The 24,353-nt window shown below is 54.6% G+C and carries 20 protein-coding genes; 14 read left to right on the forward strand and 6 right to left on the reverse strand.

The annotated features are described in order from the left end of the window. The first annotated feature begins 1 nt into the window (after position 1). From icmH to R5268_RS07485, 8 genes are all read left to right on the forward strand, one after another. Positions 2–700, forward strand: a complete 699-nt coding sequence (gene icmH / locus R5268_RS07450; RefSeq protein ID WP_317419074.1) for a type IVB secretion system protein IcmH/DotU — start codon at positions 2–4, stop codon at positions 698–700. A gap of 16 nt (positions 701–716) precedes the next feature. Continuing rightward, positions 717–3,905 (forward strand): ImcF-related family protein, encoded by a 3,189-nt coding sequence (locus R5268_RS07455; RefSeq protein WP_317419075.1) that lies wholly within the window; start codon positions 717–719, stop codon positions 3,903–3,905. 66 nt (positions 3,906–3,971) lie between these two features. After that, the gene (locus tag R5268_RS07460) at positions 3,972–5,858 is read left to right on the forward strand and encodes a type VI secretion system Vgr family protein (RefSeq protein ID WP_317419076.1); all 1,887 of its coding nucleotides are present in this window, start codon (positions 3,972–3,974) and stop codon (positions 5,856–5,858) included. A gap of 9 nt (positions 5,859–5,867) precedes the next feature. Beyond that, positions 5,868–6,422 (forward strand): DUF6931 family protein, encoded by a 555-nt coding sequence (locus R5268_RS07465; protein WP_317419077.1) that lies wholly within the window; start codon positions 5,868–5,870, stop codon positions 6,420–6,422. Then, a complete protein-coding gene (locus R5268_RS07470) occupies positions 6,419–6,712 on the forward strand; it encodes a PAAR domain-containing protein (RefSeq protein ID WP_317419078.1) in 294 nt (97 codons plus the stop codon). The genes R5268_RS07465 and R5268_RS07470 overlap by 4 nt, the downstream gene beginning before the upstream one ends. Before the next feature lie 29 nt (positions 6,713–6,741). Next, the gene (locus tag R5268_RS07475; RefSeq protein WP_107678421.1) at positions 6,742–7,674 is read left to right on the forward strand and encodes a hypothetical protein; all 933 of its coding nucleotides are present in this window, start codon (positions 6,742–6,744) and stop codon (positions 7,672–7,674) included. 91 nt (positions 7,675–7,765) lie between these two features. Next, positions 7,766–8,653 carry an AraC family transcriptional regulator gene (locus R5268_RS07480; protein WP_107678422.1) on the forward strand — a complete coding sequence of 296 codons (888 nt, stop codon included), beginning with the start codon at positions 7,766–7,768 and terminating at the stop codon, positions 8,651–8,653. Between the two features lie 127 nt (positions 8,654–8,780). Continuing rightward, positions 8,781–9,365, forward strand: a complete 585-nt coding sequence (locus R5268_RS07485) for an NAD(P)H-dependent oxidoreductase (protein WP_046892463.1) — start codon at positions 8,781–8,783, stop codon at positions 9,363–9,365. 4 nt (positions 9,366–9,369) lie between these two features. On the opposite strand, the gene R5268_RS07490 is transcribed toward R5268_RS07485, so the two are convergent. After that, positions 9,370–10,017 carry a LysE family translocator gene (locus tag R5268_RS07490; RefSeq protein WP_317419079.1) on the reverse strand — a complete coding sequence of 216 codons (648 nt, stop codon included), beginning with the start codon at positions 10,015–10,017 and terminating at the stop codon, positions 9,370–9,372. A gap of 650 nt (positions 10,018–10,667) precedes the next feature. Here R5268_RS07490 and R5268_RS07495 point away from each other — a divergent pair. The 3 genes from R5268_RS07495 to R5268_RS07505 all read left to right on the forward strand — a co-directional run bounded on the left by R5268_RS07495 (position 10,668) and on the right by R5268_RS07505 (position 12,591). Then, the gene (locus R5268_RS07495) at positions 10,668–11,369 is read left to right on the forward strand and encodes a FecR family protein (protein WP_218455405.1); all 702 of its coding nucleotides are present in this window, start codon (positions 10,668–10,670) and stop codon (positions 11,367–11,369) included. Positions 11,370–11,485: 116 nt separating this feature from the next. Then, positions 11,486–11,827, forward strand: a complete 342-nt coding sequence (locus R5268_RS07500; RefSeq protein WP_107678424.1) for a tRNA-binding protein — start codon at positions 11,486–11,488, stop codon at positions 11,825–11,827. Positions 11,828–11,871: 44 nt separating this feature from the next. After that, the gene (locus R5268_RS07505) at positions 11,872–12,591 is read left to right on the forward strand and encodes a helix-turn-helix domain-containing protein (RefSeq protein ID WP_218455406.1); all 720 of its coding nucleotides are present in this window, start codon (positions 11,872–11,874) and stop codon (positions 12,589–12,591) included. A 39-nt stretch (positions 12,592–12,630) separates the two neighbouring features. On the opposite strand, the gene R5268_RS07510 is transcribed toward R5268_RS07505, so the two are convergent. From R5268_RS07510 to ttrS, 5 genes are all read right to left on the reverse strand, one after another. After that, positions 12,631–14,154 carry a peptide MFS transporter gene (locus R5268_RS07510; protein WP_052927354.1) on the reverse strand — a complete coding sequence of 508 codons (1,524 nt, stop codon included), beginning with the start codon at positions 14,152–14,154 and terminating at the stop codon, positions 12,631–12,633. A gap of 394 nt (positions 14,155–14,548) precedes the next feature. Then, a complete protein-coding gene (gene mdtG, locus R5268_RS07515; protein WP_107678426.1) occupies positions 14,549–15,781 on the reverse strand; it encodes a multidrug efflux MFS transporter MdtG in 1,233 nt (410 codons plus the stop codon). 76 nt (positions 15,782–15,857) lie between these two features. Next, positions 15,858–16,799, reverse strand: a complete 942-nt coding sequence (locus R5268_RS07520) for a Kdo(2)-lipid IV(A) acyltransferase (protein ID WP_107678427.1) — start codon at positions 16,797–16,799, stop codon at positions 15,858–15,860. 91 nt (positions 16,800–16,890) lie between these two features. Then, positions 16,891–17,502, reverse strand: a complete 612-nt coding sequence (gene ttrR, locus R5268_RS07525) for a tetrathionate respiration response regulator TtrR (protein WP_317419081.1) — start codon at positions 17,500–17,502, stop codon at positions 16,891–16,893. After that, positions 17,493–19,241: a tetrathionate respiration histidine kinase TtrS gene (ttrS, locus tag R5268_RS07530; protein WP_317419082.1), complete on the reverse strand. Its 1,749-nt coding sequence runs from the start codon at positions 19,239–19,241 to the stop codon at positions 17,493–17,495. Before ttrS ends, ttrR begins: the two co-directional genes overlap by 10 nt. Before the next feature lie 228 nt (positions 19,242–19,469). Here ttrS and ttrB point away from each other — a divergent pair, with 228 nt between their 5' ends. Genes ttrB through ttrA form a run of 3 tightly spaced genes read left to right on the forward strand, consistent with a single transcriptional unit; the run spans position 19,470 to position 24,344 of the window. Then, a complete protein-coding gene (ttrB, locus tag R5268_RS07535; protein WP_046892453.1) occupies positions 19,470–20,207 on the forward strand; it encodes a tetrathionate reductase subunit TtrB in 738 nt (245 codons plus the stop codon). Beyond that, positions 20,207–21,271: a tetrathionate reductase subunit TtrC gene (gene ttrC / locus R5268_RS07540; protein WP_218428016.1), complete on the forward strand. Its 1,065-nt coding sequence runs from the start codon at positions 20,207–20,209 to the stop codon at positions 21,269–21,271. The genes ttrB and ttrC overlap by 1 nt, the downstream gene beginning before the upstream one ends. After that, positions 21,264–24,344, forward strand: a complete 3,081-nt coding sequence (ttrA, locus tag R5268_RS07545; RefSeq protein WP_317419083.1) for a tetrathionate reductase subunit TtrA — start codon at positions 21,264–21,266, stop codon at positions 24,342–24,344. The genes ttrC and ttrA overlap by 8 nt, the downstream gene beginning before the upstream one ends. Positions 24,345–24,353: the final 9 nt, after the last annotated feature.

The raw sequence follows: 24,353 nt of genomic DNA on the forward strand, positions 1-24,353 counted from the left end.
CATGGAGACAGGTTCCGTAACAACCGCAGAAGCCGGACATCCGGACACTGGACAAAATGTGCTGATCAGCGCAGGACAACCGCTGCTTCAGGCTTTGATTATGCTGGTGCAGGGCGGGACTCCGCCGGATCTGACACTGTTCCGGCAGCAGATGTTACAGGGCGTGAGCCGGTTTTACCGGATTTGCGCTGCCCGTCAGCTGCATCCTTCCCTGATCGGAAAAAGTGCCTTTATCTGGTGTGCCGCGCTGGATGAGGCGGTGCTGAGTACGCCGTGGGGAGCGGAATCGGTCTGGCAGGAACATACGCTGACCGGAGCGGTGTTTCAGAACCGGCGCGGCGGAGAGGACTTTTTCCGCTATCTGCACCTTGCGGTGCATAACCCCGTTCCGCTGCGGGATTTTCTCGAATTACAGTTTTATCTGTTATCACTCGGATTCCGCGGGGAATACCGCACACAGCCGGAAGCGCTGGCCGCCTGTTACAGCCGGCTGCGCCATATTCTGATCAGCAGCCGTCAGGATGCGCTGTCTGCGCCGCCGGGACGTTGTACCGGCCGGAACCGGCCTGCGAAATGTATTCCTCTGCCGCTGATTTTGTCCGGTTCACTGCTGCTGTGCGCAGCATTCCGGGCGGCGGCGGATTTCAGTTATCAGCAGTTATTACAGCAAGTGAGTGATGCGCTGACAGCCCTGTTCTGAACAACGGAGATTGGTGATGAAAATCAGAACCGCAATAATGTATGCGCTGGTGATCCTGCTGCTTACCGGACTGACCGCAACGGCCTGGTATTACTGGCTGACAGAGGGCGGCAGCGCACTTTTGCCGGTATTTGTGTCGCTGCTGAGTTTGTGTCTTGCGGTTTACGGACTGTTCAAAACCTCATGGCAGGCAGAGCAGGATGTGAAGCAGTTACAGCGGCAGCAACAGCGCCGTGAACTGCGCCGGTACCTGCATCAGACACGCCGCCGTCTGCGCCGCAGCGGCGGGGCACCCCGGTGGGACAAGCGCCGTATCAGCACGTACTGGCTGATGTGTGACGATCTGCCTCAGGCACAGGCGTTTATGCGTCAGCACGGATTTACCCCGCTGGCGGAAGAGCAGGTACCTTTCTGTTATCAGGCGGGTAATACCGTGATTCGTATCAGCACACCGGCGTGGCTCACCGGAGACGGCGGGCAGGAGAGTGCCCGGTACCTGGTGCGTCTGAATCCGTCTCAGCCGCTGCACGGTTTTATCTTATTGTCTCCGGCACCGGCGCTTGCGGCGCTCAGTGATGAACAGGTGATTCAGTCCGGGCGGCAGCACCATGAAGCCTGTATCGCATTTTCAGTTCTGCTCGGATGCCGCCCGCCCTTGCATCTGATGTTCCCGGGGCTCGGCAGTGTGCCTGCTCTGCGGCGCGGATTTGCTGATCCGCAGCGGGCACAGTTTTGTCACAGCACCGATTTCAGCCGTGAGCGGAAGACGCTCCCGGATGCGCCGTTTGCACAATTTACAGCGGATTTAATATTGTCATTACAACGGGAGCAATTTACGGCGCTGGCAGACGGGCAGCCGGAACAGAATGCGGCCGTGCTGTCGTTCCCGGCACAACTGGAAGCACACCTTAACAGACAGACACAGTATGTGGCGGCCCTGCAGCACCAGCACACGGCGGGCACACGTCTGGTGTTGTCATCGGCACTGCTGTGCGCGGCGGAATGCGGGGAACTGCATATCGCCACACCGTTGTTTGAACGGGTTATTCATGGCCGTGATGAAGTTATCTGTCAGGGGCGGGAGCGGCGCAGGCTGACAGGGTATTGTCTGGCAGTCAGCGTGTGCCTGGCGGGCACTGCTGCAGCAGGCGTGATGCAATGGCACCGTTTTCAGGTACAGCAGGAAACTTTCAGCGAACACCTTGAATATCTGTCACGTATTGTCCCGGCACCGGCCGGAGAACGGGTTCACTATCTGCATCTTTTACAGCCGGTGGTCACAGCGATCCGCCGTGATTATGAGCAGCGCTGGTTTTCGTCCCCGTTGCTGCCGCTGTACCGCGATTATCAGCAGCAGATCCGCACGGTGTTATTTCCGCTGCTGGCTGCTGAGCGGGAACAGCATCTGCAACAGGCGGTAACGTCGTCTTCACCGCAACTGTTACAGGTTACCGGCGATTACCGGCAGTTATTTGCGGATGACCACCGCGGAACAGATATCAGTGATGCTGACAGCGGTGATGATATTCTTTCTCTGCTGGATGATTATCCGGTTCAGCCGCTGACTCAGGAGGAACGCCGTTTATACAACGCCGCGCTGGTGGCGCAGGCACGGCAGAAGGTGGCAGCGTCTGATCCCGCGCAGTGGATCTACCCGGTGCTGCGGGAGCAGTTTCTCCGGGAGTACGGCACGGTGCCGCTGAATACCCTGTTTCCGGCGGATATCACATCACTGTTTCAGCCGGAACACCGTTTTTCATCGGTCCCGTACACCATGACCAAAGCCGGTTATACCGCCTGGCAGGCACAGTGGGAAGACCCGGATTTTCAGTCCCGGTTTACGGATCTCCTGCAACAGTGGACGGAGAATACACCGGTTGCACCGGAGAGTATCATCGCGCAAATCAGCCGTCAGTATGATGAGGAATATATCCGCTACTGGCAGCAGTTTTTGTCATCGCTGGCACCGCGTCATACCGGTTCACCGGAAGCACTGATCACGGCACTGCGGCTGACAGAACAGCCGTTCAGTGATCCGGTGACGGCGCTGGTACAGGGGATCAGCCGTAATACCACGTTTGCGGCGGCGAAGCCCGGTGCTGCACCGGATCTGAAATCCGGACAGCAGACTGCCTCATTACTGGGGATGAGCAAACTCAGCAGTAAGCTGAGAAAAGCAGGACGGCTGCAATCCGCGTTCAGTCAATATAAAAAAACAGATGAACCGGCGGGGGTTAATATCAGCCGCGCGTTTTCCGCATGGTATGTATTACTGACCCCGGAGGGGATGCCGTCACCGGCGCTGGCCGCCCTCCGGCAATCGTCGGTATCTCTCCGGCAGTACTGGGAGCAGGGAATGGCAGGAAATGACCCGCAGGCATGGGGTTATCAGCAGATAATGAAAAGCGCGGAGCCGCCGGAGACCGTACCGGGTGTGCCGCCGGTACTGGAGGCTTTGCTGCGGCAGTGGCAGCAGACCTCCGCACAGTTACAGGCCGGTCTGGCGGCACACTATCTCGACAGACAATGGCAGACCACCGTTTACCCGTTCTGGCGTGACCGGCTCGCCCCTTACTACCCGTTCAGCCACAATGCACAGGGCGTGAAACCGGATGATCTGCATGCTTTTCTGACCCCCGGCGGAGTGATGGACACTTTTATGCAGTTATTGCCGCCGGATCACCGCAACAACCCGCTGTATGCGGCACTGAAACAGCCGGAAGCACAGACCGGACAGTTACGTCAGTTATTTTATGCGGATGCCTCTGCGGCGCTGAATATGCGCATCTCATTACGTCCGGTGGCGCTGACGCCGCAATTATCAGGAATCCGGCTGGCACAGGGAAATAATTCGCTGTTCTACCAGCACGGCCCGTCGTTATGGCAGGATTTTTACTGGCCGCCTGCCGCAGATGCAGAGCCGCTGACAGCGGACTATTTCCGTCACGGCAAAGTCGTGTATTCCGCCTCTTATCCGGGAGAATGGGGACTGTTGCGCTGGCTGCTGACGGCACAGTCTCAGGGGCTTGCCGCATCACCGGAGAGTGTGGTCACGGAAAACGGTTATATGTTCCGGTTCCGCAGCCGGATCAACGGCAGAGCAGTATCGTCAGCCGCCGGACTGTTTGCGGATTATCATCTGCCGCCGTCACTGTTCAGCAGCAGTAATTCCGCTGAAAATCCACAAAATCCCGCTGACAGGTGAGGGCGGAACACCGCCGTATTGTGGCACTCTGTGTGCTCTGTCAGGCTGAATGATGAGTATTATGTTATGGAAAACTATGCCGGTCAGCCCCGTCCGCTTACCGTAACGCTGGATAACAGTGCACCGTATGTGGCGACCCGTCTGCATGCAAAGGAGTCGTTATCAGACGGCACATGGCTGGAAGTGCATCTTCTGAGCCCGTCACCGCCGGATGAAGGGCTGCCGGGAAAAATGGCCGTGGTTACCTGTCGTGAACGGACATTTGCCGGATTGATACAACAAATTGAATGTGACGGTTTTCATCCGGATAAACAGCTCTATTTTTACCGTATTATTGCGGTTGATCCGCTGACCTTTCTCAGTCACGGACGTCAGCGGCGCTTATTTCAAAATCAGAACAGCAAAGGGCAGATCAGTACACTGCTCAATCTGCATCAGCTGACGGCATTTGTCCGTTTTTCTCTTAGTGGTGAGGGGGAAACCCGCCCCTGTATGTGCCAGATGGATGAAAGTGACAGCGCTATGATCCGCCGGATTATGGCGGGACAAGGCTGGTTCTGCCTCCGCAATCCCGGCAATATCACGCAGTGGACAATTACGGACGGATTACAGCATGTGCCGTCAGCCGGGGAGATTTCCGCCCGTCTTATCACACCGTTCCGCGACTGCCGCCGGGTCAGCAGCGGGGTGTTCTCCGCAGAAAGCTGGTCGCAGGAGCAGCATCACAGCCGCACTGACCGGCAGACACTCACCGGCAGCGGTACCACGCAACAGACACACTATTATGACGGCCAGCCTGCCGCGGCACGGTTTGCCTGTGAAGCAGCAGCGGCTGCCGCGCATTATTATGAGGCGGGCTCGCCGGTGATGACATTGTGTGCCGGTATGCGCTTCCGGGTAAGTGACCATCCGGCGGGGGAATACAATGGCGAATATTATGTCAGCGATATCACGCACACCCTTGATTGCAGCGAAAGCAGCGGAAACCCGGTGTACAGCAATACATTCCGCTGTCATCCGGCCCGCACACCGTTCCGGCTGCCGCCGGTTTCCGCACCCCGCTATGACGGTATTCAGGCGGCAACCATCGTTGCCCGTGAAGGAGACGAAACCTGTTATGACGCTCAGGGGCGGGTCAAAGTCCGTTTTCACTGGGAAAATAATGATCAGGACAACGGATTATCTCAGGCCTGGTTGCCGGTACTTTCGCACAGCGCGGGTGCCGGGGCGGGGATTCAGTTTCTGCCGCGCGCCGGGGATGCGGTTGTGGTGCAGTTTCTCAACGGTGATCCGGATAAACCGGTGGTCACCGGTGCACTCTGGCACCAGAATCATGCCCGTCCTTTTTCCGGGCCGCTGACCGGCGGCATATACAGCCGCTCATCTCCGGCGGGGGCCGGAGGCGACGGCAATCAGCTGCGTTTTGAGGACAAACGGGATGAGGAGTGCCTGGCGCTGGCGGCACAGAAGGATTTACAGCTGACAGCCAACAATGACTGGGTCAGTCTGATTAAAGGCAATATCCGCTGTGAAACAGAAAAAAACCTGACCATCAGCAGCAAAGAAAATTCGCACCATCAGAGCGATAAACAATGGCAGCTGAAAGCGGCTGAGGGGATAACCCAGAACAGCGGAAAAAACCTGACATTACAGGCTGACAGCACCCTTTCGGGGGATGCGAAAACGATCACCTTATCCGCATCTCAGACACTGACACTGACGGCAGGCGGCAGCAAAATTGAGCTTTCCGCCTCCGGTATTACCTTGCAGGCCCCTCAGATTACCCTGAAAGGGAACGGTAAAATTGCACTCGACAGTGCGGTGCTGACTATGGCAGCACAGGCAAAAGCACAACTGAGCGGCGCGCTGGTGGAAATCAATGGTTCGGCAATGACAGAAGTCAAAGCCGGGGCAATGGTGCAAATCAGTGGTGCACTGACAAAAATTAATTAAGGAGCGGCGATGCTGAACAAAATGCCATACAGCAGCGTAATACCGGTGATGGAACACTATACCCCCTCCGCTGAGGCAACCGCGCTGGCAGCGCAATATCCTGATCCGGCTGATTTTCTGAGTGCGGCGCAACAGCAGGGATATTACGGCGATGCCGTCCTTTTTCTGGCACACGGTCTGCCGCTGAAAGAAGCACTCTGGTGGGGGTACCGCTGTGCGCAGCAACTGACGGAATGGAATGCGCAGGAGCGGGGTGTGCTGGACACGGTCCGAAACTGGATAACCCGTTCCGGTGAATCTGAGCGCCGGGCCTGTGGTGATGCGGCAAAACAGCAGGGATTATCTGCCGCCGCCGGGTGGCTGGCACAGGCAGTTTTCTGGAGTACCGGCAGTATGCTGGACGCAGATCAGCCGCCGTTACCGGCACCGCCGTTTTTATATGCACAGGCGCTGAGCGGTGCGGTAAATCTGATGGCGGTGATGCCGGATGGCGCGCACCTTGCGGAACGTTACCGGATCTTTCTGGCACACGGAATGGCGATTGCCCGCGGAGATAAACAATGAAACCGGCGGCCAGAAGCGGCGATATGCATCTGTGCCCGGCACAAACTCCCCCTCTGCCGGTACCGCATATCGGCGGTCCGGTACTGCCCGCACCGGCGACCGTGCTGATTGGCGGATCACCGGCCGCCACACTGGGACAGATGTGTCTCTGTACCGGCCTACCGGACAGTATTATCACCGGCAGTATGACGGTGCTTATCAATAATAAACCTGCCGCCCGTCTGGGTGACAGTACGGCACACGGCGGCATCATTGTCTCCGGAATGCCGTCAGTACTGATCGGCGGTTAGTCTGACTCCAACAATAAAAAGGGAATTTTATGGCAATATCAGCAGCAGATATCAATACGGGTCTCGGGTATACCAATACGGCACTGGGGTACGCATCATCAGTGACGGCGATACCGCTCACTGCACTGGATGAAAAAATCATGGCCGCAGAGCGCACCAAAATTGCGCAATCTGTGAAGAAAATGTATGCGACCTATATTTCTCAGGCACTGAGCATCAGAACGCATACCGCCGTGATGGTCGGTACGGACAGCACACAACGCACACACCTCGACAGAGACGTGGTTGGCGGAAAAAGTCTGCTGGAGGAAACGGCGGATTACTATGAAAAAGGCCGCAGTCAGAGCACTTACCGGATTATGCGTAAAATGGCGGATATGGGACGTGATAAGCTGAAAAAAAATCTGACCTCCGGGCTGACCGCGCCGCTGGCCTTTATCCCGGACGGCGGGATCAGCAAAATGGTCGCATCCTGTGCACTGACCGTAATGGCGCAGGGAAAAGCGATCCGCCGTGGCCGCAAACTGAAACATTATCTGCATGACAAGAAGGGCGTTGCAGCGGAAATCGGTGAAACTGAAGCACAACGTAAATCCGCCAAATGGAGCTGCAAAACCCTCAGCGGTCTCGGCGGCGACTTACAGCGCAACCTCTATAAGCTGAAACAGTCGGTAGTGGTGCTGCAAAACCGCGGACAAAGTACTCAGCAGCGGATTGAGTTGCTGAACAGCCACAGTCACAACCATCTCGGCAGTCATGATTTATCCGTGATACGCGGAGAGCTGACAGACCTGGCGATGAGTTTTCATGAAAGCCTGCATTATGTCGAAAAAGTCACCAATATGTGTACATTGCTGGATGCCGCGAGTTGTGAAATCAAAGCGCATATGGCGAATATGCTGGAATTACTGGAAGCGACAGAATCCACTCTGATGACACAGGGGGATAATTTCTTCCGCTGAATCTGACAACCGGTGCTGTAGTGTAAAAGGCAGTACGGCGCCGGTATTTTCCGTTATGCTGTAACCGTCTTAATTACTGTCTGAGAGTGTAATGGAAACGGATGATCGTCTGCGCTGTCTGAAAGCGCTGTTACAGTTACACACCGCAGAGCGCTGCGGCGGGTGGGATACGGATGTTCCGGGGCTGGCTCTGTGCCGGTGGACCGCACCGGCGGAGGCGCAAACCTGGACTTACGAACCGGGTATCGCACTCGCGGTTCAGGGGGCAAAACGGATCACCCTCGGGGATCACACCTATTGTTACCGTGCCGGGGACGTGCTGCTGACGTCCGTGGATATCCCTGCTATTGCACAGGTCTGTGAGGCATCAGAACAGGCACCGTTTCTGGCACTGCTGGTCAGTCTTAATCTCAGCGATCTTCCTGCGCTGTTACAGGAAAGCGGCTTTCGGCAGCTCTCCTCAGCATCTGCCGTGCCGCAGGCAGTCTGTCCGGTCACAGAAGAGCTGCTCAGTGCGGTCTGCCGCCTGGTGGCGCTGCTGGAAAAACCGGATGATATTCCGGTAATGGCACCGCTGATCCACAAAGAAATTCTCTATTACCTGCTGAAAAGCGGCCAGGGAGCACGGCTTCAGCTGATGGCTTCTCATAATAAACAGTGCCGTCAGATAAGCAGCGTGCTGAATTACCTGAAAGCGCATTTTGATCAGCCGGTATCGGTTGAAACGCTCTGCCGTCATGCACAGATGAGTGAATCCTCCTTTCACCGCCACTTCCGCCGGGTGACCCGGATGAGTCCGCTGCAATATCAGAAATGGCTGAGGCTCAATGAAGCCCGGCGTCTGCTGCTGGTGGAATCTGCGGATGCATCAGAAGCGGCTTTCCGCGTCGGGTATGAAAGCGCCTCACAGTTTAACCGCGAATACCGGCGGTTGTTCGGGCTGCCGCCGGGTCAGGATAAAAAACGGGTTCTGATCTGACAGGCGTATGAATTTTGCGCAAAATGACAGGATCAGGCAAATATCAGAGCGGACAGGCTAACGTATTTGCAGAGTGAGCCGGTTAGGATAACGATATTAACGGCATCATTACTGAGCAGGTAACACAATGAAAAATATCTTTATTATTAATGGTTCAAAAGAGTTCGGTGGTTCTGACGGCAAACTGAATGATCACATGACAGACATCGCCCGCCGTCATCTGACAGAAAAAGGCATGAATGTCCGCGTCACCCGTATTGATGATGGTTATGATGACGAGCAGGAAGTACTGAACTACCTGTGGGCGGATGTGATTATTTACCAGATGCCGGCCTGGTGGATGGAAGGGCCGTGGATTGTGAAAAAATACATCGATGAGGTCTTTACACAATCTGATGACCGTTTTCATATTAATGACGGGCGCAGCCGCCGTGACAGCAGTAAAAAATACGGTTCCGGCGGTGTGCTGACAGATAAAAAGTATATGTTATCGGTGACCTGGAACGCACCGCAGGACGCGTTTGAGGATGAAAATCAGTTTTTTGAGGGGCGGGGTATCGACAGTGTGTACTTTCCGTTGCATAAAACCAATCAGTTTACCGGGATGACATCACTGCCGACATTTGCCTGTTTCGACGTGGTTAAAGATCCGCATATTGATGAGGATATCCGCCGCTATCTCGCCCATCTGGATGCGAATATCGCGGCCTGAATCCTCAGCGCGCCACTGATGCCAGACGCAGCCCGAGCGCAATAAAAGTGGTGCCGACCAGACGGTCAATCCAGTAATGCGCTTTCGGGCTGCCGGAAATCCGCGCGGCCAGTGTTCCGGCAATCAGGGCCAGTATGGTATCGGTGCAGAACCCGAGCAGGGCATAGGTTGCACCGAGCAGCAGAAAGGATTCTGCATAGTAACCTCCGCCAACCGCAATAAACTGCGGGAAAAAGGCAATAAAAAACAGCAGTACTTTCGGGTTGGTCAGCGTGGTGATAAATCCGCGGATCAGAATCGATTTTGCTGCTGCTTTCTGAATCACCACGTCTTTACCTTCATCCGCAGATTGGCCGCGTTTTCTGATTGTGCCGAGGATCATTTTGACACCGAGGAATGCCAGGTAAAGCGCACCGAGATACTTAATCACCGTAAACAGTGTCGGCGACGCGGCAATAATCGCCCCCAGCCCGACCGCTCCTGCAATCGCATGCACGCTGCTGCCGAGCATCACACCCAGTGCGGACAAAATACCGGCTTTACGGCCGTTAGCCAGACTTTGTCCCAAAACATAGGCAATATCCGGTCCCGGGGTTACTGCAAAGATAAACACAGACAGTAAAAACAGCGGGTAATGGATAATATCCAGCATGCGACAGCCCTCCGGGGTCAGAGAAAACGTTATATTATGGAAGATATAATGCCATTAAGTATGATCCTCTGGCAAATGACATTTTTGCCGGTTTTTTGTATGCATTTATTGATAAGCTGAATCATATAAACTTGTTTAATATTTATAATGAATTACTCACTTTATTATCAACCCGGTACAAAAGACGGGCGGAAAAAGAGTACGCATCAAAAGAGTGTTTCCGGATGGCAGATAGTGTAACAAAACGTAAAAGCACGGCTTTACATCAGACAAAGTGTATTATACTCAGCTGCACTAATGGAATCGAATCATCGATTAATTAGCTGAATTAAAAGATGATATTTTGATTTTTACCTTATTTTTGTTGTGGATATCACCAGATATCTGCGAGCTTATTTTTCTTTGTAAATGATAATTATCTGATATTCATCACTGTACGCGGTTTCTGCGGATAATTAACAATAACAGTCTGACACCCGCAGTTTTTGACAATAACGGCAGTGATTAATCGGAATTTCTTATCAACAGGCAACCGGAACAATCCGGCAGCCGGACGCTATATGTGACGCCGGAAAAAACAGATTCCGGGGATTACAATCCGCAGGAGAATGCAGTTGAAACGCCTATTTTTCAGACAACGGCGACGCCGTTTGCTCATTACATTACTTATCTTCCTGATTATCATGGCAGGTTACGGAATATACAATGCCATCAGGATGAAAGCTGACGGTGTGGAGGAACATTACACACACCGGGGAGAGATTAAGCAATACGCCCTCCGTGACGGCAGCCAGCTGAAGCTGGATACCGAATCACGCGCGGTGGTGGCCTATGATAACAGCAGCCGTGTGGTAAAACTGCTGTCCGGCCGTGCACGTTTTGCTGTCAGTGAAAATAATGAGGAGCAGCGCCCGTTCCGGGTCTCTGCCAATGGTGTCCGTGTGGAATCCGGCAACGGTAACTTTGTGGTGGATATTGCGGATAACAAAGTCTCCGTCTGCCCGCTGGATAAAACGGTCACTACCTTTTTTAACGGCAAAACTGAAACCGTGGGGCCGGGACAACGTCTGGAAATTCTGCCGGAAGGCCGGGCAAAAGTATTTCAGCGCAAATATACCGATATTGACTGGTTATCCGGTTCACTGGTGCTGAATAAGATTCCGCTGTCAGAAGCGATTGAAATGATTAACAGCTATCGCGCGGTGCCGGTGGTACTGCTGGATAATGATAAGCAGAATATTGTTGTTGACCGTGTTCTGGATCTCAGCCGCCTGGATGAGGAAGTGGAGGAAATGATGCTCTCTCTCGGTCTGACCCGTGAATCACTGCCGGGTTCAGAGGCTTACCGCTGAGTTGCCTGTCCGGCGATAAGATTTGACTGTCCGGCAACAGCAGCGGTAGTGTATCACCGTTATAATGAGGTGAAAGATTCTCATTATTAACCGTTGTACAGCAGACAGAGAGCACTATGACATCAGCAGAAATTGAATGGGCCGATTTTGAAAAAGTGGAACTGCGGGTCGGTGTGATACTGACCGCAGAATTAAACCCGAAAGCCCGTAAGCCTGCCTTTATCTTCACCGTGGACTTCGGTGAGTCCGGTGTGAAAACCTCCAGCGCACAGGTAACTGTGTTATATAAACCGGAAGAATTAATCGGACGTCAGGTATTATGCGTATGCAATTTTGCCCCGAAACGGGTGGCAGGCGTAAAATCTGAAGTGCTGATCACCGGTGCCGCCAATGCGGACGGGGATATCGTTATCGCGGAATTTTCCCTGCCTGTGCCGGCGGGTCACCGGCTGATGTAATACACTGCCGTCTGTCGTTTTCCGCAAGCCGGGCTCAATATCCCATGAAACGACCTGTTATTGCATTACGTACTTATCAGCACGAGATCCTGGAACACAGTCATGATGATATGTGGCAACTGGTGCTCGGCGGCAGCGGCGCAATGGAGCTGACGGTCGGCAGTGACAGCGGTTCAGTGGAGCAGGGACGGATGGCGGCGATCCCGCCGGGATATCATCACCGTTTCTGCGGTACCGGTCATAACCGGCAGGTGGTGCTCGAACTGCCTGCTGACAGCTTTTCCTTCGCAAACCTTGATTCTCTGTGGTCAGTCCTGCCTGATGCCACCCGTGCTTACGTGGACTGGCTTATCTGTTATCCGTCCATGATTGAGCAGCATCCCGAAAGTGCACGTATCCTGCTGGCAGAACAGCTTACAGCTCAGTTACAGCCGGACGGGCAGGATCGGCGCTGGCTGCAAAAACTGACGCAACGGCTGACAGCCCGCCCGGAGTATCCGTGGACGGTCAGTGAAATGGCGTCGTGCTGTGCGCTGTCGGCCAGTACGCTGCAACGCCGCCTGCTGACAGCAACCGGGAAGACACCGGCCGTTTTTCTGACAGAAATCCGCCTGCGCCGGGCACACCATCTTATCTGCCATACGTCGCTGGCTCTGCCGGAAATTGCGCTGCGTTGCGGCTACAGTACCCAATCCTCCCTGACCAGTGCGTTCCGCCGTTTTTACGGTGATACGCCGGGCAGCCTGCGTATAAAAAAAGGGTGAGCCGGAGCTCACCCTTTCTGTCTTTATATACTATTGCTGTCAGGCAGATTTGTTGTCTGCGCTTTGCAGCATTTTCCGCACCGGTACAATCAGCACACACAGTACTGCGGCACAGATAAGCAGGGCAACAGAAACGTGTGAGAAGAAGCCCGGCAGGTTCATCAGCTGATCCGGACGCACATTACCGCCCATGATACCGGCTGCGAGGTTACCCAGCGCACTGGCGCAGAACCACAGACCCATCACCTGGCCGCGCATTTTCATCGGCGCCAGTAATGTCATGGTCGCCAGACCAATCGGGCTCAGGCACAGTTCACCCAGCGTCAGCAGCAGGATACTGAAGGTCAGCCACATCGGTGACACACCGGCGCTGGTTTCAATCACACGCTCAGACGCCATCATCATCACAGCAAAACCACCCGCCGCAAACAGCACACCGAACATAAACTTGGTGATACTGCTCAGGTTCATATTACGGCGCGCCAGGGCAGGCCATAACCAGCTGAATACCGGAGCCAGCAGAATGATAAACAGGGCGTTGATGGACTGGAACCAGACTGTCGGGATTTCAAAACCGAACAGGTTGCGGTCAGTGTAATCTTTCGCGAACAGGTTGAATGATGTTGGTTTCTGTTCAAACGCAGACCAGAACAGGGCGGCGGTGACTAACAGAATAAAACAGACAAACAACCGGATGCGCTCACTGCTTTCCAGACCGGCAAACACAAACAGGTAGATGAAGTAGAGAATAACCATCCCGGAGATGAGGTAAACCATGTTGGTGGCAACCAGCATCGGGTTGAACGGGATAACACCGGTAGCGATCAGTGCTGTGACAACTGCGATAACCGCCGCCGCCAGACCCACCCACATACCGACATTTTTGCGCACGACAGTCGGGCGATCCCAGCTGGAATCCAGACCCACTTCACCGTCATACTGACGCATCAGCGGTACAGCATAGAAGCGGAAGACCAGCAGTGCCACTAACATACCCAGACCACCGATACCGAAGCCCCAGTGCCAGCCGAAGTTAGGTACTAACCAGCCGGTCGCCAGCGGCGCGATAAAGGAGCCCATGTTAATCCCCATATAGAACAGGGAAAAACCACCGTCACGGCGTGTATCGTCCTGTTTGTACAGCGTACCGACCATTACCGTCACACAGGTCTTAAATAACCCGGTACCGATAACGATAAACAGCAGACCGACAAAGAACAGCTTTGGTGACCAGATTGCCGACAGGGCAATCGAGAGGTGACCCAGCGCGATGATAATTGAGCCGTACCAGACCGCCATGCGCTGTCCCAGCCAGTTATCCGCCAGCCAGCCGCCCGGCAGGGAGGTCAGGTAAATCGCACCGGCAAAAATACCGACGATAGCGGATGCCTGTTCACGCGGAATATCCATCCCGCCTTCATAGACGGTGGCTGCCATAAACAGGATAAGTAACGGACGAATACCGTAGAAGGAGAAGCGTTCCCACATCTCGGTAAAGAACAGAGAGCTCAGCGGGTAAGGGTGCCCGAAGAAAGTACGTTTTTTGTTTGTTGTTGATTGCATCTGTAATTTCCCAAAGGCTTATTCAGGGGAATAAGCCTGAAAATGGTAAGGATAAACAGTTCCTGTTAACAAAATGATACTTTTGCGTATCAATAAACATCCTGTCTTATTAAAGTATTATTAACATACTTATCGTGAATCGTATTCACTTAAAGCACGTTTTCTATTTTATAAACCATTTTTTAGATGAAATGTCGACAAAAATCTCATTTCACAAGACTTATTTATACAAAATGTGACAAGGTCTCTTGACAGAAGATGTGGATTATGAGGCTTTCGTATAATTATAAAATTATTTTAAAACAACAAGTTAAAGTTGACGGGTAACGGAAAGATGAAACTTCAGTAACAAATTGCTGACAGTGAAAAGTAAGCGGATGAAAACCAGCGATATCTACCCGATATCGGCCGGTTTAATTTCCGGCGTGCTCTGCGATTTTATGCACCGCCACGAATAAAACAGATTGAACAGTACAACTGCGGCGGTGAAATAAAAGACAGAAGCGAAGCCGAAATGTGCGGCAACCCAGGCACCCATTAACGGTCCCGTAACATTACCGGCATCGCGCAGTGCCTGGTTATAGCTGAAAATCCGTCCGGCAATTTCATGGGTGATATGATAAATAATCAGCGTCTGTACCGCGGGCAGTAAGGCGGCATTAACGGCACCGAGCAGAAAACGCAGGGCACCCAACTGCCAGTAATGGGTTACCCAGGCCATCGGCAGGATGACAAAAACAGAGACTGCCAGCATGGCAATCAGTACTTTATCCGGCCCTATCCGGTCACTCAGTTTCCCGAGGCGCGGGGCACTGATAAGCGCTGCCAGTCCCGGTACGGAGGCAATCAGTCCGCTGATAAAGGCAAGGTTTTCGGGATGTCCGCCCAGCTCCCGGATATAGAGGGTGATAACAGGGCTGACCGACCCCGCGGCTATCTGAATACACATGGTGGTAAAGAACAGACAGATCACCAGGCGCGGATTTTTTATCGCTGCAAAGACCTGTTTTGTGCTGAGGGCATCTTTACGTGACACCGGGGTGAAGTTTTCGCGGACAAAAAACAGGGTGACAAAAAAGCAGATAAACAGCACGGTGGCGGTAATATAGAAGACCGGGCGCAACCCGGTGTGATCCGCCAGAAAACCGCCGATAAGCGGGCCGATCAGTGCGCCGCTGACGGCCCCGGTGGAGAGTGTGCCCAGCGCCCAGCCGGTGCGTTTGACCGGCACCTGAGTGGCAATCAGGGCATTGGCATTCGGCACAAAGCCGCCCAGCAGCCCGAGCAGGGCGCGCAGAAACAGCAATTGCCAGACATTTTGCGCAAAGCCCATCAGCAGCATGACGATAGCCATACCGAGCGCCGAGCGCAGCAGCATCAGTTTACGGCCTTTGCGGTCAGAGAGTTTGCCCCAGAAAGGTGCCGCGATAGCAGAAAACAGGAAAGTAATACTGAATGCCGCTCCCGTCCATAAATTGAGTTCTTCGTGGTCTGTCACCCCGAGCTCTTCCACATAGAGCGGGAGAAAGGGCATGATCAGGCTGAAGGCGGCGCCGGTCAGAAAACAGCCGAACCACACAACATAAAGATTTCGTTTCCAGTTACGGTTGGGGGCTTTGTTCTGCATTAGTGTAGTGATTTCATTCCTTTGTCAGAGCGGTAAAACAAACACGGCCGTTTCAGATGAAACAGCCGTGAGCGGATTAATGGACGTTATCCCGGTTATGATAGAGGGACGGTTCGCCTTCCGGCCGTGTTTTGAAGCGCCGGTGCAGCCACATATACTGCTCCGGGGCGCGCAAAATTTCAGTTTCCACAATATGGTTCATAAACGTTGCCGCGGCAATATCATCATTCTCCGGGAAGTTTTCCGCAGGCGGCTGAACCAGTAATTCATAGCCTTTACCGTCCGGTAAGCGGCGGGGGGTAAAAGGCACCAGAACAGCACGGCCCGCTTTAACCAATATAGAGGTACCGGTGATAGTCGCGGCTTTCTCCACAGCAAAAAATGGCGCAAAAACACTTTTATGCGGGCCGTAGTCATGATCCGGTGCGTACCAGAGAATCTCACCGTCACGCAGGGCGCGGATCATCCCTTTGACATCTTTACGGTCAATCATGGATTTATTGGAGCGCATACGGCCGATTGTCTGTACCCAGTCCATGACCGGGTTATCATTCGGACGGTAAACGCCGATTCCGGGGCTCATGATCCCGATAATCCGCGCGCCCAGTTCCAGCGTCAGGAAATGGATACCGACAACAATGATGCCTTTACGTTCTTTCTGTATTTCATAGATGTGCTCAAAGCCATCAGTACGAAACCAGCGTTTTATCCGCCAGTCCGGCCAGAACCAGGCCATACCGGTTTCAAACAGCCCCATACCGACGGATTCAAAGTTTGCCACCACCATCGCTTTGCGTTTTTCATCCGGCATATCCGGAAAACACAATTGCAGATTGCGGTCAGCAATTTCCGCACGGCGTTTGAGAAAGCGCATGGACAGGCGCCCCAGCCGGGTGCCAAGCCAGTAAATCACCGGATACGGCAGCAACACCAGCACATACAGCACACCCAGGCCAAGCCAGGTCAGCCAGTAGCGGGGATGCAGAAACGAGCGTTGAAATTCAGGAGCTGTAATCATAGTCAGACATCGTTGTTATCAGAAGCATCAGCAGATGCGGGTTCATGTAAATGATATAACACTAAATTATACGTTGTATCGGCGGCAGATGTCAGTATTCCGCAGTGCTGTTTTCAGGAGCGGTAATACTGTTGAGTTGCGTGACCAGCTCAGCGAGACTGCCGGCCGCCATTTTTTCCATCACTTTGGCGCGGTGTACTTCGACGGTTCTTACCGCTACGTGGGCGATATCCGCGATTTCCCGGTTCATCAGCCCCTGCGCGACAAAACCGGCGATCTGACGCTCTTTGGGTGTCAGGGTCTGAAAACGTTCGCGGATTTGCGCGCAGGCCACCGCTTTGGAGGTTGCCGCCTCCGCCAGCGTCAGCGCTGCCTGTAACGGCTGTGTGGCGACCGGTTTCTGCAGGAAATCCACCGCACCGAGTTTCATCTGTTCAACCGCCATCGGCAGATCACCGTGGCCGGTCAGGAAAATAACCGCCAGTGTGCTGTGCTGTTCCAGAAGGATCTGATGCACCCGGCAGCCGTCCATATACGGCATGCGCATATCCAGTAATACAATACCGTAAGTGTGCAGCGGTGCCTGTGCAATAAATGTCCAGCTGTCATTCCAGACACAGACGTCATAACCGAGGCTCTCCAGCAAAAACTGACACGCCTGTGTCACAGCAATATCATCATCAACCAGGTGGATCACGGGCATGGGGGCTCCTCTGTCGGTTCACTGAAGATAAGGGTAACACATAAGCCGGGCTGTTCGTCCGGACCGGTGCAATTTTCCATATGAATATCACCGCCCTGGCTGCGCATCAGGCGCTGGCAGATCACCAGTCCGAGCCCGAGCCCTTCCGCACGGGTGGACCGGAACGGTGAGAAAGGCTGGATCAGCTGCGTTTCATCCATCCCGCCGCCGTTATCCTGTACCACCACTATCTGCCCGCCGGGAGTGCGGTGATGTGTTACCCGGATGCAGTCAGCCCCGGCCTGAAGACTGTTGCTGAACAGATTGGAAAGCACCTGATCGAGCAGTGCCGGGGGTAAGTGTAATACGGCATCATGAGCAACGGTGTTATATAAAACCGCAGCAGGATATCGTTCCGTAACCCGCAGCAGTTTCCAGACCAGATCCGGCACTGCGGCCACATTTTGCGGTACCGGTGCGCCTTCCGGTGAAGACGGGCTGTTTCCCGCCCACAGCCGCAGATTGCGGATAATACTGGCGCCGCGTTCGGCCTGGCTGTCAATCTGCGACATAACCGGCAGCAGCGGATGCGCGGGATCTTCCCGTTCCAGCCGGATTTGTGAGCCCTGGGCATAATGACGGATAGCGGACAGCGGCTGATTCAGTTCATGAGCAAAGCCGGAGGCCATCTCCCCGAGCACACTGAGTTGCTGGGCTTTTTCCAGATCCTGCTGCTGGCGCTGTAACTGTGAATGCGCGGCTTCCAGCTGGCGGGTGCGGCGGCGTACCCGGAAAGCAATCCAGACATGATTAATGCCGAGCAGCAGAAAGACCAGGGCAACCGAGCCTAACAGCCAGCTGTTTTTCCGGCTCCAGCTGATAATTTCCTGCCAGAACTGACGCTGCTGCGGATGCTGATTGACTTCACGCAGCAGGTTTTCCACCTGGCGGGTGGATGACGGCGCACCCCAGCGCATCGCTTTTTCACCGTGACTGTTGAGCAGGACGCGGGTGACTTCATCCGCCAGTTCATCCGGGACATCACTGCCTGCGGCAAATGACCAGTTCGGGTATAACTCACTGCTCGTCCAGCAGGGAATAGTGCTGTCGTGCCGGATCAGAGGGCGGAAATCATCCTGATGAATGAGTCCCTCTTTGTCCATGGATTCAATCAGACATGCCGGGACAATCGCGCCGGAAATTGCGTTGTCCCGTAACAGATAGAGCAGGGCATCAGCCGGAAAACCGGAGAACTGAAGATGGAAATCACGCGGCGGGTTGATACCTGCATCGCGTAATGCTTTATAGCCTAATAAATAGCCGCCGAAGGCATCGGGTGCGACCGCACCGACTTTTTTACCGGTCAGATCCGCCGGTGTCTGATAAGGGCTCTCTTTGCGCACCAGCAGGACACTGCCGATCACATTCCGGGTGGCGTTATCCGGCTCATAAGCCGAACGCAGGGAAACCAGCCAGCGCAGGGGAAAATTACTGTCCAGCTGAATAAATTGTGCCGGATTGGTGAGAACAAACTGCACTTTATTACTGTGCAGGGCTTCCCGCATCTGATCCAGCGTCAGCGGCAGCAGCGTGAAGTGTTCACCGGGCAGCGCGCGGTTAAGCTGTTCTGTCAGCGGCTCCCAGTAATGACGTGTCGGTGCATCCCCCCGCAAAGCCAGCACACCGATAGTCCATTGTGCGGCAAACGAAAAGGAGGTGAATAATAACAGTATGGTCAGTAACCCTGTGCGTACGGCCATCTTACATATGTTCCGGGTTCAGTGCGTCCTGAGTCAGTTTTCCGGGAAAAATCTGTTGTTTTAGATCAACGTATTCCCCGTTATGTGGTTAACCACAATAGGGGAAGTCTCCGGCAATTTTTACAATCCCCATAATGACATATCCCTTTACTCAACAACATGTTTATTCCCTTTTGGTTGAGTTTGAATACGACGAGCAATGAAGTTCCAAATACACCGGAGAGCAGTATGGATCTTGGCAAACGAAAATTTCTGCAAAACCTGGGCGTCCTGACAGCAGGTACGGCTCTGGTTCCTATGGCGGAGGCAGGTCTGCATTTTTCGCCGACCCGCCGTGAAGGTGACCCGTCAAAGCGCTACGGTATGCTGATTGATTTACGCCGCTGTGTCGGCTGTCAGTCCTGTACCGTCAGCTGTTCTGTTGAAAATCAGAGCCCGCAGGGGCAGTTCCGCACCAGTGTCAGTCAGTATCAGATTCAGATCCGTAATGAAGAGGCAACAACCAACGTGCTGCTGCCGCGTCTGTGCAACCATTGTGATAATCCGCCGTGTGTGCCGGTTTGTCCGGTACAGGCCACCTTCCAGCGGGAAGACGGTATCGTGGTGGTGGATAACACCCGCTGTGTCGGCTGCGCCTATTGCGTGCAGGCCTGTCCGTATGATGCCCGCTTTATTAACCACAGCACACAAACCGCAGATAAATGCACATTCTGTGCCCACCGCCTGGAAGCCGGGCTGTTACCGGCCTGTGTTGAATCCTGTGTCGGCGGCGCGCGTATTATCGGTGACCTGAAAGATCCGTCCAGTACCATCAGCAAAATGCTCAGAGAGCACGAAGCGGCGATTAAGGTACTGAAACCGGAAAACGGCACACTGCCGCAGGTGTTCTATCTGGGACTGGATGAGGCTTTTGTTCATCCGCTGGAAAACCGCGGACAGCCCGCATTATGGCAGGAGATCCACTGATGACTGAACAAGTGATGTTAATTCAGGAAGTGCTGGTCCGGCCGCAGGAAATTACCTGGCTGCCGTGGGCGGTACAATACTTCTTTATGATCGGGATAGCCGCCTGTGCCGCCCTGTATGCCTGCTGGCAGCGCTGGCGCGGAGATAAACGGGATGCCCGTCTGGAGATGCTCGCGGTCTTTATCAGTATCACGCTCGGGATCGCCGCTCCGCTGGCACTGACGGCGGATCTGCATCAGACCGCCCGCGTCTGGCACTTCTACGCCTATCCGACACCGTGGTCATGGATGCCGTGGGGAGCCGTGTTCCTGCCGGCGTTTACCGGTTGTATCGGTCTCTATTTCCTGGCGCTGGTGGCGGACAAAATCTGGCATAAGCAATTTAAACTGACCCGCTGGGTGGCGCTCGGCAGTGCCGCATTCGCCATCGGCCTGCTGCTGTATACCGGCCGTGAGGTTTCCGTGGTGCGTGCGCATCCGATCTGGTTCAGTTATTGGATACCTGTGCTGCTCTTTTTCAGTGCATTGCAGGCTCTGCCTGCCCTGATGATGCTGGGTGCCCGCCGGGAGCCGCAGTATCAGGCACAACTGGCGCGTTTACAGGTGGTTTCCTTACTGCTGCTGGCAGTGTGCATGGGATTCTGGATCGCCGGTGATACCATTTCCGGCGCGGCTATCCGTGAACAGCTCCGTTTCGGCACAACCGGATGGACGCTGGCCATGGGGGAAATTGTTCTGTGGATTGCCCTGATGGTGCTGGCGGTTCGTCTGCTGACGCATCGTGGTTCAGTGGCGTATGTCACCATTCACACACTGCTGACGCTGTTCCTGACCTGGTCGCTGCGCTGGCTGCTGCTGATGCAGGTACAGACACTGCCGAAATACAATGTCATGCACAATCCGTACAGCCTGCCGATGGGGACGGATGGTATTCAGGCCATTATCGGTACGATCGGTTTATGGATAGCTCTCGTGATTATATTCCGTGAAGGTATCCGCTGGGTTAATAACAAAGTACAGAATCAACAGAAAGTCGCGCAGGACGGGGGTGTACAACATGGCTAAGTCAACAAGACGTCAGTGGTTAAAAGCAGGTTTGGCGATCGGCGGACTGGCAGCGTTCGGTTACAGTTACCGCGATGTGGCGAAACGCGCCGTCGACGGGCTGATGAACGGTACCTCCGGAAAAGTGACTCTGCATCGTATTAACGGCAACTCGCTGATCCCGGAAGGAAACGCGGTGAAAGGCTGGCAGGCGGAAAGCACACAGGCGGTCTCGATGACGCAGTGTTTCGGTTGCTGGACGCAGTGCGGTATCCGCGCCCGTGTTGACCGTGAAACCAATCAGGTGATCCGCATTGCCGGTAACCCGTATCACCCGCTCTCACATGACCGCCATATCGCCTACAACACGCCGCTGGCGGAAGCGCTGAAAAATATGGGCGGCGAAAGCGGCCTGGAGGGTCGATCTACTGCCTGCGCCCGCGGTGCGACCCTGATGGAAGGCCTGCACAGCCCGCTGCGTATCCTTGAACCGATGAAGCGCACCGGTAAACGCGGTGAAGGCAAATGGCAGCGCATCAGCTTTGAACAACTGATAAAAGAAGTGACGGAAGGCGGTGATCTGTTCGGTGAAGGCCATGTGGACGGACTGCGTGCTATCCGTGACCTCGATACGCTGATTGACCCGGCACAGCCGGCACTCGGGCCGGTGGCAAACCAGTTACTGGTAACCAATGCCGGGGATGACGGGCGCGATACCTTTATCCGCCGTTTTGCCCTGAATGCGTTCGGCAGTAAAAACTTTGGTGCGCACGGCTCTTACTGCGGGCTGGCTTACCGTGCCGGTTCCGGGGCGCTGATGAACGATCTCGATAAAAACGCCCACGTCAAACCGGACTGGGATTATGTGAAGTTTGCTCTGTTCCTCGGCACCTCTCCGGCGCAGTCCGGTAACCCGTTCAAACGACAGGGGCGCCAGCTGGCCAATGCACGGATCCGGGACAGCTTTAACTATGCGGTTGTCTCTCCGGCACTGCCGCTGACCACCACACTCGCCAATGATCACGGACACTGGGTTCCGATCACGCCCGGTACCGATTCCGCGCTGGTGATGGGAATGATCCGCTGGATGATTGAGAATAACCGCTGCAACAGGGAGTATCTTGCTGTTCCGGGTGAAGCGTCAATGAAACGTACGGGTGAGAGCAGCTGGACAAATGCCTCGCACCTCGTAATCACCGATGATGCACATCCGCTGGCCGGTCAGCATCTGACAGCGGAAGCACTGAACGGACAGACATCTGAAGAACCGGTGTACATCGTGCTGACAGAGCAGGGTGAGCTGGTGCCTGCGGATAACTGTGACCGCGCGGTACTGGAAGTCAGTCAGCCGGTTACCCTGGCAGACGGCACGACGGTGAATCTGAAGAGCAGCTTCCTGCTGCTGAAAGAGTCCGCGCAGCGCTTTACCCCGGCAGAATACAGCGCCCGCTGTGGTGTGCCGGAAGAAACAATTGCCGCACTGGCGAAAACACTGACGTCGTACGGGCGTCAGGCAGCCGTGATTTCCCACGGCGGTATGATGTCCGGTAACGGTTTTTATAATGCCTGGGCGGTGATTATGCTTAACGCACTGATTGGCAACATGAACCTGAAAGGTGGTGTGTCTGTCGGCGGTGGTAAGTTCAACGGCGCCAATGACGGGCCGTGCTACAAAATGGACAGCTTCCCGGGCAAAGTGAAACCGAAAGGCATGAACCTGGCGCGCAGCAAGTCAGTTTATGAAAAGTCCGATGAGTACAAAAACAAAGTGTCTGCCGGTCAGAACCCGTATCCGGCCAAAGCACCGTGGTATCCGCTGGCAGCCGGTCAGCTGACAGAACAGCTCGGCTCCGCGCTTGAGGGGTATCCGCACAGGCTGAAAGCCTGGATCACCAATATGACCAACCCGCTGTACGGTATTGCGGGGATGCGTCAGGTGATGGAAGCGAAACTGAAAGACCCGGCACATCTGCCGCTGATTATCGGCATTGATGCCTTTATGAATGAGACTACCGCACTGGCGGACTACATCGTCCCGGATACCCATAACTTTGAAAGCTGGGGATTCAGTGCGCCGTGGTCCGGTGTGCAGACCAAAGCCACCACCGCCCGCTGGCCGGTTGTTGAGCCGCGTGTGGCAAAAACAGCGGATGGTCAGCCGGTTGCCATGGAATCCTTCTGTATTGCGGTGGCAAAAGCCCTGAATCTGCCGGGATTTGGTGATAATGCTATCGCAGACAATGACGGCAACACGCACCCGCTGAACACGGCAGAGGACTATTATCTGCGCGTGGCCGCGAATACCGCCTTTATGGGCGAGAAACCGGGGCCGGAAGCCAAAGAGGCGGATATCCGTCTTTCCGGGGTGGATCGCATCATGCCTGCCATGCAGCAGGTACTGAAAGCGGATGAAATCAGCCGAGTGGCATATCTCTACAGCCGCGGTGGTCGTTTTGCACCGTATGAAAAGGGCTGGGACGGAGAGAAAACCGGGCCGCAATGGAAACAGCCGCTGCAGATCTGGAATGCGGATGTGGCGCAGAACCGCCATGCCATCACCGGTGAGCGTTTCAGCGGATGTCCGGCCTATTACCCGCCGCGCCTGTCTGACGGCAGTGATATTGACCGCGTTTATCCGGCAGAAAACTGGCCGCTGAAACTGATGTCGTTTAAATCCCATGTGATGAGCAGCTCAACCACCATGATAGAGCGTCTGCACCATGTGAAACCGTCAAACCTGGTGGCAATTAACCCGGCCGACGGCGAAAAATTCGGCGTGCAGCACGGGGATCTGGTGCGTATCACCACGCCGGGCGGCAGCGTCGAAGCGCAAATCAGCCTGCTGAGCGGTGTTATGCCGGGTGTGGTGGCGATTGAACACGGTTACGGACATCACGAGATGGGCGCACGTCAGCATTATCTTGACGGCGAAGCGCTGGCGACGGATAAGCGCATCGCGTCCGGTATTAATATTAACGACCTGGGCTTCGCTGACCCGACCCGTCAGGTGGCGAACACCTGGCTGGACTGGGTAACCGGAGCTTCTGTGCGGCAGGGACTGCCGGCGAAAGTGGAACGGATTTCCGCGGCCTGATTACATTAT

This window comes from Morganella sp. BCCO 40_0007, from assembly GCF_032989665.1.
GTDB classification, from domain to species: Bacteria; Pseudomonadota; Gammaproteobacteria; order Enterobacterales; family Enterobacteriaceae; genus Morganella; species Morganella sibonii.

Coding starts and splice junctions, on each gene's coding strand:
- icmH (WP_317419074.1), top strand. CDS start 2: ATGGAGACAGGTTCCGTAACAACCGCAGAAGCCGGACATCCGGACACT.
- R5268_RS07455 (WP_317419075.1), top strand. CDS start 717: ATGAAAATCAGAACCGCAATAATGTATGCGCTGGTGATCCTGCTGCTT.
- R5268_RS07460 (WP_317419076.1), top strand. CDS start 3,972: ATGGAAAACTATGCCGGTCAGCCCCGTCCGCTTACCGTAACGCTGGAT.
- R5268_RS07465 (WP_317419077.1), top strand. CDS start 5,868: ATGCTGAACAAAATGCCATACAGCAGCGTAATACCGGTGATGGAACAC.
- R5268_RS07470 (WP_317419078.1), top strand. CDS start 6,419: ATGAAACCGGCGGCCAGAAGCGGCGATATGCATCTGTGCCCGGCACAA.
- R5268_RS07475 (WP_107678421.1), top strand. CDS start 6,742: ATGGCAATATCAGCAGCAGATATCAATACGGGTCTCGGGTATACCAAT.
- R5268_RS07480 (WP_107678422.1), top strand. CDS start 7,766: ATGGAAACGGATGATCGTCTGCGCTGTCTGAAAGCGCTGTTACAGTTA.
- R5268_RS07485 (WP_046892463.1), top strand. CDS start 8,781: ATGAAAAATATCTTTATTATTAATGGTTCAAAAGAGTTCGGTGGTTCT.
- R5268_RS07490 (WP_317419079.1), bottom strand. CDS start 10,017: ATGCTGGATATTATCCATTACCCGCTGTTTTTACTGTCTGTGTTTATC.
- R5268_RS07500 (WP_107678424.1), top strand. CDS start 11,486: ATGACATCAGCAGAAATTGAATGGGCCGATTTTGAAAAAGTGGAACTG.
- R5268_RS07505 (WP_218455406.1), top strand. CDS start 11,872: ATGAAACGACCTGTTATTGCATTACGTACTTATCAGCACGAGATCCTG.
- R5268_RS07510 (WP_052927354.1), bottom strand. CDS start 14,154: ATGCAATCAACAACAAACAAAAAACGTACTTTCTTCGGGCACCCTTAC.
- mdtG (WP_107678426.1), bottom strand. CDS start 15,781: ATGCAGAACAAAGCCCCCAACCGTAACTGGAAACGAAATCTTTATGTT.
- R5268_RS07520 (WP_107678427.1), bottom strand. CDS start 16,799: ATGATTACAGCTCCTGAATTTCAACGCTCGTTTCTGCATCCCCGCTAC.
- ttrR (WP_317419081.1), bottom strand. CDS start 17,502: ATGCCCGTGATCCACCTGGTTGATGATGATATTGCTGTGACACAGGCG.
- ttrS (WP_317419082.1), bottom strand. CDS start 19,241: ATGGCCGTACGCACAGGGTTACTGACCATACTGTTATTATTCACCTCC.
- ttrB (WP_046892453.1), top strand. CDS start 19,470: ATGGATCTTGGCAAACGAAAATTTCTGCAAAACCTGGGCGTCCTGACA.
- ttrC (WP_218428016.1), top strand. CDS start 20,207: ATGACTGAACAAGTGATGTTAATTCAGGAAGTGCTGGTCCGGCCGCAG.
- ttrA (WP_317419083.1), top strand. CDS start 21,264: ATGGCTAAGTCAACAAGACGTCAGTGGTTAAAAGCAGGTTTGGCGATC.